The sequence below is a fragment of the Paenibacillus sp. A3 genome, from assembly GCF_001399685.1.
Taxonomy (GTDB): domain Bacteria; phylum Bacillota; class Bacilli; order Paenibacillales; family NBRC-103111; genus Paenibacillus_G.
In genome coordinates this window covers 18468-30480 of sequence record NZ_JTHN01000055.1, presented here as the reverse complement: position 1 = coordinate 30480, position 12013 = coordinate 18468, and the positions used below count along the sequence as shown (strand labels likewise).

General features: G+C 55.1%; 8 protein-coding genes. 5 read left to right on the top strand and 3 right to left on the bottom strand.

The genetic code is table 11. The features are described 5' to 3' along the window. Positions 1-284, bottom strand: a 284-nt coding sequence (locus tag QJ48_RS08395) for a hypothetical protein (RefSeq protein WP_054973184.1), incomplete at its 3' end; no start/stop codon positions are given. Positions 285-470: 186 nt separating this feature from the next. Between QJ48_RS08395 and QJ48_RS08390 the strand changes: the two genes are divergently transcribed. Beyond that, entirely contained in the window at positions 471-1247 is a 777-nt protein-coding gene (locus QJ48_RS08390; protein ID WP_054973183.1) for a divergent polysaccharide deacetylase family protein, read from the top strand. A gap of 58 nt (positions 1248-1305) precedes the next feature. Here QJ48_RS08390 and QJ48_RS08385 read toward each other — a convergent pair whose 3' ends face one another. Beyond that, complete coding sequence (locus QJ48_RS08385) at positions 1306-2046, bottom strand: N-acetylmuramoyl-L-alanine amidase (RefSeq protein WP_054973182.1); 741 nt, start codon at positions 2044-2046, stop codon at positions 1306-1308. A gap of 178 nt (positions 2047-2224) precedes the next feature. Between QJ48_RS08385 and lonB the strand changes: the two genes are divergently transcribed. The 3 genes from lonB to yihA all read left to right on the top strand — a co-directional run bounded on the left by lonB (position 2225) and on the right by yihA (position 7259). Then, complete coding sequence (lonB, locus tag QJ48_RS08380) at positions 2225-3928, top strand: ATP-dependent protease LonB (RefSeq protein WP_193394413.1); 1704 nt, start codon at positions 2225-2227, stop codon at positions 3926-3928. A 121-nt stretch (positions 3929-4049) separates the two neighbouring features. Beyond that, positions 4050-6380: an endopeptidase La gene (gene lon / locus QJ48_RS08375; RefSeq protein WP_054973180.1), complete on the top strand. Its 2331-nt coding sequence runs from the start codon at positions 4050-4052 to the stop codon at positions 6378-6380. A gap of 228 nt (positions 6381-6608) precedes the next feature. Next, entirely contained in the window at positions 6609-7259 is a 651-nt protein-coding gene (yihA, locus tag QJ48_RS08370) for a ribosome biogenesis GTP-binding protein YihA/YsxC (protein WP_054973179.1), read from the top strand. A gap of 97 nt (positions 7260-7356) precedes the next feature. Here the strand turns inward: yihA and QJ48_RS08365 are convergent, their stop codons facing one another. Further along, positions 7357-8826, bottom strand: coding sequence for a hypothetical protein (locus tag QJ48_RS08365; protein WP_054973178.1), 1470 nt, complete (start codon positions 8824-8826; stop codon positions 7357-7359). Positions 8827-8887: 61 nt separating this feature from the next. On the opposite strand from QJ48_RS08365, the gene QJ48_RS08360 reads away from it, so the two are divergent. Beyond that, positions 8888-11968 (top strand): efflux RND transporter permease subunit, encoded by a 3081-nt coding sequence (locus QJ48_RS08360; RefSeq protein WP_272948117.1) that lies wholly within the window; start codon positions 8888-8890, stop codon positions 11966-11968. Positions 11969-12013 lie beyond the last annotated feature (45 nt).

The following is a 12013-nucleotide window of genomic DNA, read 5'->3' as shown; positions in this document are numbered from 1 at the left end:
ACCAAGTTTTGAGCGAGGAAAAATAAACGTACGGACTCAGCCATAAACGAGTCGCGGAATAAATGCTCCGTCTTCGGATCGTCGGTATGTTCGAAAATCGGGTATTCGCCTTTCTTCTCCCCGGTATCCCGAACGATTCGGAACGGCTGGGAGGGGTCCGGTCTGACGTAGGATAGAAAAGAATCGGTTTCCTTAACCGAAGACGCAGCGGCTTGGGCGGCATCGCAAGCACACATCCCCATCCATAAAAGTCCTGTGAAGCAGAGCAGCTTCCATCGTTTCATTTGAGCTCCCACTTTCTTGTCTCTAGGTAAGTTATTCCAATAATTATTGACGAACTAAACTGCATTTTTCCTTCAAAACGGGATACGATTTCTGGACCAAAAATCCAAAATTAGCAAACACTCGTATAGGTTTTTGGTGTACTGCAAACAATGAGGTTAGGAAATCACGGATAGGAGGAGCGGTCCATGAGAAGAAGATGGCGGGCGTTCGTCACAGGATGGCTTTGTCTATGCGTCATCATTCCGGCAACCGCAGCCGGGCAGTACTCAGCCATCGACCTGGCGCCAGGAACGAAGAAAATCGCCGTTGTCATCGACGATTTTGGCAACGGTCAAGCGGGCACCGAGCAAATGCTGGAGCTGCCGATTCCGTTTGTTGCGGCGGTCATGCCTTTTCTGCCGACAACGAAACGCGATGCGGAATGGGCGCATAAGCTCGGCAAGGAAGTCATCGTACATCTGCCGATGGAGCCGCGGAACGGAAAACCGGAATGGCTCGGTCCGGGAGCGATATCGACGAGGCTGCCCGACGATGAAATCCGGCGCAGAGTCATCGCCGCTATTGAGGATGTACCGCATGCGGTAGGCATCAATAACCACATGGGATCGAAGACGACGTCCGACGAACGGGTCATGCGCATCGTGCTGACCGTATGCAAAGAGCGCAATTTGTATTTTTTGGACAGCCGGACGACAGACAAGAGCGTTATCGGTAAGCTGGCGAAAGAGATGGGCGTACCCACGGCAGAAAACGATTTGTTCATGGATGATACTTATACCCGGAGCCATATTCTCAAGCAGGCGATAAAGCTGCAAAAGCACGTCCGCGAAAATGACAGCACGATCGTCATCGGTCACGTCGGACCGCCGGGGAAGCATACCTCCGAAATATTAAAGCAAACGATTCCTACCCTGCAGCAGCTTGGCGGACAGTTCGTACCGGCATCGCAATTGATGAAGTAATGGTCCCAATGCGAAAAAGACCGCGTGCCATGTCAAATCGGCTGAATCATGCGGCCTTTTACTTTTTTGGCTGCTGCAAGTACTGTTCGACGCCTGCAGCTATTGCTTCCGCGATAAGCTGCTGGGACCGGTCTTCGGTAAGCATCCGGCGGTCTTCGGCATTCGTAATGAAGCCCATTTCAATGATTACCGATGGCGCCTTGGCATGCTTGAGCAAGTAAAACGTGCGCCCCGGCACAGGCTTGTCGCCCGTACCGTATAGCGCGTTCAGCGCTGCTTGTACGGCTTTGGCGAGCTGCTGGCTTCGCGGCTTCGTTTGATGAATAACGATCGCGCCCCGTTTGGTGGAATTACGGCCAGAATTGACGTGCAGACTGATCATGATTTTCGGCTTGACCTCATTGCACAGATGGCTGCGCTGGGCCAAATCCTTAATATGTCTCGAACGGATTTTCAACCATAAATTTTCTCCGCTTAGCGCGTAATCGTCCATCCGGTTCATTAAGACAATGAACCCTTTTCGGCGCAAAGTCTCGTACGTTTTTTTGGCGATCGCCAAATTGATATCTTTCTCCAGCAAGTCGCCGTACGACGTGCCCCCGTCGATTCCGCCGTGACCTACGTCAATTAAGACATCGACGCTCGATATGGCGGGATTGGCAGACTTCAATTCCGGCAAGTACCAGGATTCAGGCACCGATGCTCCCGCATGTCCGGCTTGAAAAGTCAGAACGGACAGTCCAACCATTGCGGCAACGGCTGATTTAATCGCCTGATTCCATAAATTCGGCCTAGACATCCGCTGCCCTCCTTTCGCGTAAAATCGTCCGCAGCTTGTTTCGCTTCACATGGTTTTAGCCTCCCCAAAAAGTTTCTTAAAGCGCAGCGATTAATGCTACCATGACAGGGCAATACTACCAATTATATTAATGCCGTAGCGGCCGTTCAGGCGGCCGTGAGCAACAGGAGGGATTCGATTGAATATCAGCGTGGTTTTGATGGTTATCCAGTTGTTTTTTGCCATCGTTATCGGTATGTATTTTTGGAATTTGCTGCGCAATCAGCAGACGAACCGTTCTGCCGTCGACAAGGAATCGAAGAAAGAACTGGAGAAGCTGCGCAGGCTGCGATCCGTCTCTTTAAATAAACCGTTAGCCGAAAAAACAAGACCGACTGCCATGGAGGATATCGTCGGGCAAAAGGAAGGGCTGCGTGCTCTTAAAGCGGCGCTGTGCGGCGCCAATCCGCAGCACGTGATCATCTACGGCCCGCCGGGCGTGGGTAAAACGGCCGCTGCCCGTGTCGTATTGGAGGAAGCGAAGAAAAATCCGGAATCGCCGTTTCGTCCAGACGCCAAATTTACGGAGATCGATGCGACGACGGCGCGATTTGATGAGCGGGGCATTGCCGATCCGTTAATCGGCTCGGTTCACGATCCGATTTATCAAGGAGCGGGAGCCATGGGAGTCGCAGGTATTCCGCAGCCCAAACCGGGGGCAGTGACGAAGGCGCACGGCGGGATTTTGTTCATTGACGAGATCGGTGAATTGCATCCGCATCAGATGAATAAATTATTAAAGGTGCTTGAAGATCGCAAAGTATTTTTGGAAAGCGCGTATTACAATTCCGAAGACACGAATGTGCCGAGCTATATTCACGATGTGTTTCAGAACGGCCTGCCCGCCGATTTCCGGCTTGTAGGGGCCACGACGCGCAACCCACAGGAGCTGCCTCCGGCGATCCGCTCGCGCTGTATGGAAATTTATTTCCGTCCGCTGCTGCCGGAAGAAATCGGCTCGATTGCCGCCAAAGCGCTGAAAAAAATCGGATTTCCCGACTGTCCTTCCGCTATTGAGGTCGTGAAGAAATATGCGACCAACGGGCGTGAAGCGGTAAACATTATTCAGCTGGCGGCAGGGATGGCGCTGACCGATCAGCGGAGAGAGCTGTCGGCGGCCGACATCGAATGGGTTGTCAACAGCTCGCAAATTCCGCCCAGGCCGGAGAAAAAGGTTCCCCAACTCCCGGAAATCGGGCTTGTTAACGGATTGGCCGTCTATGGTCCGAATCTCGGAATGCTGCTTGACATTGAAGTGACCGCTATTCCGGCGGCGCAGCCGGGAACGGGCCAATTTACGATCACCGGTGTCGTGGACGAGGAAGAGATGGGCGGCGGGTCGCGGACGCTGCGCCGCAAAAGCATGGCGCGCGGTTCTGTCGAGAACGTGCTTACCGTCCTGCGGCGCCTCGGCTTGCAACCATACGACTACGATATGCACATCAATTTTCCAGGCGGCATTCCGATCGACGGACCGTCGGCCGGCGTATCGATGGCCGTAGCGATTGCTTCCGCCATCAAACGGATTCCGGTCGACAACCATCTGGCCATGACCGGCGAAATCAGCATTCACGGCAAGGTCAAGCCGGTAGGGGGCGTTATCGCCAAAGTCGAGGCTGCTTTTCAGGCCGGAGCGACCAAAGTCATCATTCCGAAGGAAAACTGGCAGGAAGTTTTTGCGGGGCTTCACGGATTGGAAGTCATTCCGGTCGACTCGGTGGAGGAACTGCTTCATCACGCCCTGGGTATTGAAGGCCATCTGGCTGCCGAGCCTCCTGCCATGCCTCAAGAGACGGTCAGCGGCGCCTCCGTTACGATTCTGCACGCCGATGCGCTCGAATAGAGCGGTTGGCGTCTCTTTGTTCGTAAGAACGGAACCCGGCGGCCCCCGATTGGTGTTTTAAAATCAATTTTGATAAAATGTAAATCACATGCATGTAAGTATAGTCTGGAGGTGCTCGCGGATGGGAACGAGCAAACAGAAATTGCGCCGCTTGCCGCTGCTTCCGCTCCGGGGGCTGCTGGTGTATCCGAGCATGGTTCTGCATTTGGACGTGGGCAGGGAGAAGTCGGTACGGGCCCTGGAGAAGGCTATGGTCGAAGACAGCATGATCCTGCTGTGCTCGCAATCCGAGGTGAACATCGAGGAGCCGAAAACCGAGGATATTTACCGGATCGGCACAATATCGAAAGTGCGGCAAATGCTCAAGCTGCCGAACGGAACGATCCGCGTGCTTGTGGAAGGCGTCGTTCGCGCCGAAATTGCGGAGTTTCTGGTTAACGACGAATACTACGAGGTTCATGTCAGGGAACTCCCTGAGCAGGAAACGTCCGATCCCGAAATCGACGCATTGATGCGCACGGTGCTGAACCAATTCGAACATTATATCAATCTTTCGAAAAAAGTGACCCCGGAAACGCTGGCTGCCGTATCCGACATTGACGAACCCGGGCGGCTCGCGGATGTGATTTGCAGTCATTTATCGTTAAAAATTAAGGATAAGCAGGAAATTTTGGAAACGGTCGATGTCCGGCTGCGGCTTGAGAAGCTGCTCGGCATCCTGAACAACGAACGCGAGGTGCTCGAGCTCGAACGCAAAATCAGCCAACGCGTCAAGAAGCAGATGGAGAAGACGCAAAAGGAATATTACTTGCGCGAGCAAATGAAGGCGATTCAGAAGGAGCTCGGGGATAAAGAAGGACGGGCCGGCGAGGTCGAGGAGCTGCGCAACCAGCTTGCGCAAAGCGACGTGCCCGAGAAGGTGAAGGAGAAGATCGAGAAGGAGATCGACCGGCTGGAAAAAATGCCTGCGACTTCCGCCGAAGGCTCGGTCATCCGCAACTACATCGACTGGCTGCTTGGCTTGCCTTGGGCCCAATCGACCGAAGACGACCTCGATATCCGTAAGGCCGAGGAAATTCTGAATCAGGATCATTACGGCTTGGAGAAGCCGAAAGAGCGTGTCCTTGAATATTTGGCTGTGCAAAAGCTGGTCAAGAAGCTCAAAGGACCGATTCTGTGCCTTGTCGGCCCTCCCGGGGTCGGGAAGACGTCGATCGCCCGTTCGATCGCGAGGTCGCTCGGCCGTCAGTTCGTGCGCATCTCCTTGGGAGGAGTTCGCGACGAAGCGGAAATCCGCGGGCACCGCCGTACGTATGTGGGCGCGATGCCGGGCCGAATTATCCAAGGGATGAAAAGCGCGGGAACGAACAACCCCGTCTTCCTGCTGGACGAAATCGATAAAATGGCGATGGATTTTCGCGGCGACCCGGCTTCCGCTCTGCTGGAAGTACTGGACCCGGAACAAAACAGCACGTTCAGCGACCACTTCGTCGAAGTGCCGTTCGACCTGTCCAACGTTATGTTCGTGACGACGGCCAACGCCATACACAACATTCCGCGACCGCTGCTTGACCGGATGGAAGTGCTGTACATTCCGGGATATACGGAAATCGAGAAGCTGCATATCGCGCGCAACTACTTGCTGCCGAAGCAACTGGAAAATCACGGACTGCAGGACGGCCAGCTCATCGTAGACGAAGATGCCCTCATGAGCACGGTGCGCGAATATACGCGCGAGGCGGGCGTCCGCAATCTGGAGCAGCAAATTTCGTCCATCTGCCGGAAGGCGGCCAAGGAAATCGTCGGCGGGGCGTCTGCCGTGCATGTGAAGGCCGATAACCTGAAAGAGTATCTCGGTCAGCCGAAATTCCGCTACGGCATGGTGGAGGAGCGCGATCAGGTCGGCGCGGTGACCGGGCTTGCCTGGACGGAGGTCGGTGGGGTCACGCTCGTTATCGAAGTGACGGTGATGCCCGGCAGCGGCAAGCTGACGCTTACCGGAAAGCTCGGAGACGTCATGAAGGAATCCGCTCAGGCGGCTTTCAGCTACACCCGTTCGCGGGTCGAGCAATTCGGAATTCAGCCGGATTTCCATGAAAAATACGATGTCCACGTGCACATGCCGGAAGGCGCCATCCCGAAGGACGGCCCGTCCGCCGGTATTGCGATGGGCACGGCGCTCATCTCGGCCTTGACCAATATCCCGGTATCGCGTCACGTCGCGATGACGGGCGAGATCACGCTTCGCGGCCGCGTGCTCCCGATCGGCGGCCTGAAGGAAAAATGCCTTGCCGCTCACCGCGCCGGCATTCGCACGGTTCTGCTGCCGAAGGATAATGCCAAAGACATCGAAGAAATTCCCGAGAGCGTACGCTCCGAGCTGACGTTCATCCCGGTCTCGCACATGGATGAAGTGCTCGAACACGCTCTGGTCAAGCCTGTAGGCGTATAATAACAGGCGTTGGGTGGATCGGTTTTGCATTTTATTTTACTCCAAAGCGAGGAAGGTGTTTCCACGGAAAGTTTACGGCCGCCTTTGAAATCAAGTTGTATCCGCAAAGGATAATAAAGACAACTTGAATTTCAAGAGCGGTGGAGTGGAAAGACCTTCCGGTTCAGCCGGAAGAAATAAACGCAATTCCATTCAGCCCTGCGCCTCATCAAGAAATGAGTGAAACGTATGAAGGTCAATCAAGCTGAATTCATCATCAGCGCGGTTGGTCCGAGCCAGTACCCTACGGATGCCTTGCCGGAGATTGCTCTGGCAGGGCGTTCCAATGTAGGGAAGTCTTCGCTGATCAACCGGATGATCAACCGCAAAAACTTGGCCCGTACCAGCTCCAAGCCCGGCAAGACACAGCAGTTGAACTATTACAAAATTAATTCCGATTTGTTTTTCGTCGATTTGCCGGGGTATGGGTATGCGCAGGTGTCCAAAACCGAACGTGAAAAATGGGGCAAATTTATCGAAAATTATTTGCTCCACCGGGAATTTTTGAAGCTGGTGCTGCTCGTAATCGATCTTCGCCACCCGCCGTCCAAAGACGACCAGGCCATGTATTCGTGGCTGAAGCATCACGGTACGCCGCTTTGCATCGTGACGACGAAAGCGGATAAAATTCCGCGCAGCAAGTGGCAGCAGCATGTCAAGATCGTCAAGGCAACGCTGGGAGCGGACAAGTCGGACACGGTCGTTCTATTTTCGTCCGAATTGGGACTCGGGAAAGACGAGCTGTGGCAGATCATCGAACAGAAGATCGGCTACGGCACCGATACGGAAGCGGAAGGACAGTCTGAGACGCAGCCCGAATCCGCCGAGCAAGAACATTAATACGCTGCCTCCAAAGGGGGCGGAAACCAAAAAGGCTATTCCCCGATCTCCGGTTTTCTTGTGCCGGTAAACGGGAATAGCCTTTTTAATCTTGATATTACGGCTTAAGCTCATAATCCCACCACATCCGGCTCTGACCGGACGTCAGGTCGGAAATGCGGTTCACTTGACGGTCCACGACGTAAATGTGCCCTTTGCTATCTACGTAGCCTCTTCCTGCTCCTTTGTACAAAAACAAGCGCGTTTCTTTCCCCAGCAGGTCCAAATGATAGTACGTCTCCCGTTCCTCCGCATCAAGCGGAATGAAGCTGTCAGTATAAGCTTTAAAACGGTCGCTGTAGCCTTTTACCGTCAAGCCGTCGGCGGTGGAAGCCAGGAGATCGATGTCTTTTTCCCCAAGCTTCGTGTTCATGCCGTGGAGCTGTCCCGATGCGTCCAGCAGCGCGAGCTGACCGTATACGTTCGGCGTCCGGCTTGTCATCCGGTCGGCTGCTTCGCTGGCAATCCAGAACGAACCGTCCGTATTGCGGACGACGCGGGTAGGCACCTGAGTCAAATCCGGCACGGGCGAAGCTTTCCCGTCCCGAAGGATGAAAGTCTCGTGCGTATAGGGCGTGTAAGGAGCCGGGATGTGAAGAAAGCTTGAGATCGAGATGACGGCGAGCGCTGTCCGGCCGTCGAGCTTCATGATTTTGGATTGCAGTTCCAGTCCCTTATTCTCATATTCCGTTTGCGATTCGTAGAAGGCTGCCGCTTTTTCCAGAATCGGCTTGAGTGACATCAATTCGATGTTGTCGTAATAGACCGAATCCCCCAGGCGCACGGCCGTTTGCTTCGGCTCTCCGGCAAAAGGCACGCCGGGCTTCCGCTTTTCCGCTAATTGGTTTACACCAGCCTTCGCTCTGTCATTTATCGGGGAAGGAGCGCCATTCAAATCTTTGTTCACCTTCAGCATCCGGTTCGACTCGGCCTCCACATAGAGCGCTTCCGTATCCTCGGCGATAATGCGGTGCAGCACCTTTTGCTGCTCCGTTGTAAGCTGAAATCCTTCCTGCGGGCTCCAATCCGTCCGCCAACCGAACTCGTTATGAGTAAAGCGCCAGGTCATCGGCAAATAGGATACGTTGTCTACCAGCAGCAGAGGGTAAGGCTCGCCGGCATTGTTGACGGATTTTCCGTTCACTTCGATTGGGTATCCGGGCAGTACGGCTTCATAACGCCGGCTTACGGATGCTTTGTCTTTCGACTCGGCCGTCGGCTGTATCCCCGAAGGGCGCTCGCGGCGGCTAATCTTAAGGCCGCTGGCAGCGTCCCAAGCCACTTCCAACCCGAGGGTATCCGCGAATGGTTTCACCGGAAGATAGACCACATTTTTATACATCAATGCGGGATAAGGGCTTCGCTCGTTGTCGATCTTTAGGCCGTTCACTTGAACCGGGAATGAAGGAAGCTGGAGCGGGACAGACGGTTCTTCGGCTTGTGCGGGGGCGCCGGAGGCAAGTGCAAGCAAGATCCCGGCAACCAGCCCGCCGACGGTATGGCGTAAACGAATGCGATGATTTTTCATCCAGCGGATTCCTCCTTCGTATAATCTGGCGCCTTTTACCCCAAACTTGGAGCAAGAGACTTTGGTTTCCATCCTGAGCGAGGAGCGTCAGAGCGAATTGAACCTGTTAACCCGTTTCAGCTTAAAAAATGCGGCCGCCATCCTGTTAGGCTCCATCCTGCTTATGCTCGGCGGAATATACGCTTTCTCGTCCCTGAAAGTGGACTTGCTGCCGGACGTGGAACTGCCCACGCTAACGGTGCAGGCCGTGTATCCCGGGGCAGCCCCCGCCGATGTCGAGGAGCGGGTGACGCGAGAGCTGGAACGAAGCTTGAAAGCGCTCAGCGGCCTGGAATCGTTAACGAGCCAATCGATGGAAAGCTTCGCCGTGGTGCAGATGAAGTACCCGATCGGAACGGATATGGAGCTGGCTTCCCGTCAGGCAGAGGACGCGTTCAAGGGGCTGAAGCTTCCCGAGGGCGTGACGCCCAAAGTGACGCGAATGAATTTCAGCGCGCTGCCTATCCTAAACCTGGCCGTGTTCTCGAAGCAGAGCGATTCCATTGAAGAGCTTATCGTTGAGGACATCCAGCCGGAATTGGAAAAAATCCCGGGCGTCAGCAGCGTAGCGGCAGGCGGTTTAAAGGAAAGCTATATCCGGATTGCCGTCGATCCCGCCAAAGCCAAAGCATATAATCTAACCTTAACCCAAATTCAGCAAAAAGTGCAGGGGCTATTTTTGTCCTTCCCGGCCGGTTCCGTTGTTGAGAACGAGCTGGTCGTTCCGGTCCGGGTCGAGCAGCGCGCCGCGGGCATTCAGGAATTGAAGCGGCTTGCGATCGAGGTGCAAACGGGTTTCCCGCCTATCCCCGCAGAGATCGCTCTGGAAGATATCGCCGCTGTGCAGCCGATAGAGGAATCGTCCGAGCTGGTTCGTTACAACGACAAAAGCGCCCTGGCCCTATCTATTTCCAAAAAACAGGATGCCAATACGGTCCAGATCGCCGATCAGGCGTTCGCCGTGCTCAATAAGCACCGGGACCGGATCGATTACGCGCTCGCTTTCGATCAGTCGGAAGGGATCAAAAAGTCGGTCGAAAGCTTGCAGAGGGAAGGACTGTATGGAGCCCTGTTCGCCTCTTTGGCGGTGCTTCTGTTTCTGAGGAATCTAAGAGCGACGCTCATCGCCGTCTTATCCATCCCTTTGTCTTTATTGATCGCATCAATCGTCCTGAATCGGATGGACATCACCTTGAACATCATGACGCTGGGCGGCATGGCCGTTGCGGTAGGGCGGGTTGTCGACGACAGCATCGTGGTGATCGAAAATATTTACAGGCGCATGAGCCAAAGAAAGCCCGGCGAAGACCGGACGCAAATTACGCTGGATGCGACCAAAGAGATTATGGGCGCGATCACATCATCCACCTTGACGACCGTCGTCGTGTTTTTGCCGCTCGGCTTCGTGGGGGGAATTACAGGGACGGTTTTTAAGCCGTTTGCGCTGACCGTCGTCTTTGCGCTCGCCGCTTCGCTGCTTGTCGCCGTTACGCTTGTCCCCATTCTGGCCAAAGCTTCATTCGGCCGGATCCGCGAGACGGAGGAGCGGGAAAGCGCGCTGCAGCGGGGGTATGCGGCAGTGCTCGCCTCGGCGCTGCGGCACAAATGGTCCGTCATCGGCGTTTCACTGGCGGTGCTTGCCGGGTCTCTTCTGCTGGTGCCGAAGCTCGGGTTTATTTTTTTGCCGAATGAAAAGCAGCGGATCGTCGCCGCCACCGTGCAGCTGCCGCCGGCTTCCCAGCTTCAGAAAACGAACGAAATTTCCCAAAATATCGAAAAGATGCTCCGCGAACAGCCGGACGTCTTCGAATACGTATTTACAACGATCGGCGGGATTGATTACCGTTCCGGTCTCAAGCAGGCGAATCAGGCGCAGTACATGATGAGCGTGAACCGTTCGGCCGATATGGAAGCCGTCGCTAAGACGCTGGCGGTCAAGATGGATGCCATCGTTAAAAAAAGCTCACCGGAGGGAACCGTAACGGTGCAGGAAATGGGCCCCGGCGGGCCCATGACCGGAACAAGCGTCGAAGTCCGGCTGTTCGGCGGCCAACCGGATCGGCTGGGGGAAGCCGCCAAGCGGATGGAGGACCGGCTGAAGCAGATGCCTTATTTGCGCTCGGTCAAAAACAATTTCCGCGAAAAGCAGCGGCAGTGGACCGTCCGCATCGATCCCGGGAAAGCCGCCGCGGCGGGAGTCGATCCCCAGCTAGTGCTCGGGCTCGTCGCGGACCGGACCAAACCGGTCGAGATCGGCACATACAAGCTGGACGGCAAGCCGCAAAAGCTGCAGGCCACCTATACGGCAGGTCCTGCCAATGCCGCTGAGCTGGAGCAAATGCCGCTGTTCGGTAAAAAAGGCCCGATGCTGCTTCGCGATATCGCGGCCGTCGAAGCATCCGATACCGTATCTGCGATTCAGAAGCTGGACGGCAAGACTTATGCCGCAGTCAGTGCGGAACTGACCGGAAACAACATCAGTCAAGCGACGCAGGAGGTAAGGGACGCAGCTTTTGCTGTCCCGCTGCCGGAAGGCGTTACGCTCGGCTTCGGCGGAGGCAGCGACGAGACGGAGAAGACGTTTAAGGATCTGGGCGTGGCGATTGCCGCGGCCATCGGGTTGGTTTATTTGGTTATGCTCGTTACCTTCGGCCAAGCGCGCGTTCCGTTCATCATCTTGTCTTCGCTGCTGTTTGTACCGGTCGGCGCGGCTTTCGGCCTGTATTTGACCGGAGAGCCACTGTCCGTCAGCGCCATGATCGGGCTGTTGATGCTGGTCGGCATCGTCGTGACGAACGCGATTGTGCTGATCGACCGGGTGCGTCAAAACCGCGACAGCGGGTTAAACATACGCGAGGCGCTTATCGAAGCAGGCAAAACGCGGCTGCGTCCTATTCTGATGACCGCGTTCGCTACCGTCTGCGCGTTGATTCCTTTGGCGTTGACCGAATCCGAGGGGAGCTTGATATCCAAAGGGCTTGCCGTCGTCGTGATCGGGGGCTTGGTTACGTCGACGCTGCTGACGCTGGTCATCGTGCCGGTGATGTATGAATTGTTTTTTCATCGTCAGCGCCGCAGGGAACTGCGGAACAAACGGAGGTAAAACGAGTTTTTAAGCTTTTATGCCGTCCTTCTGCGAGGAAAACGC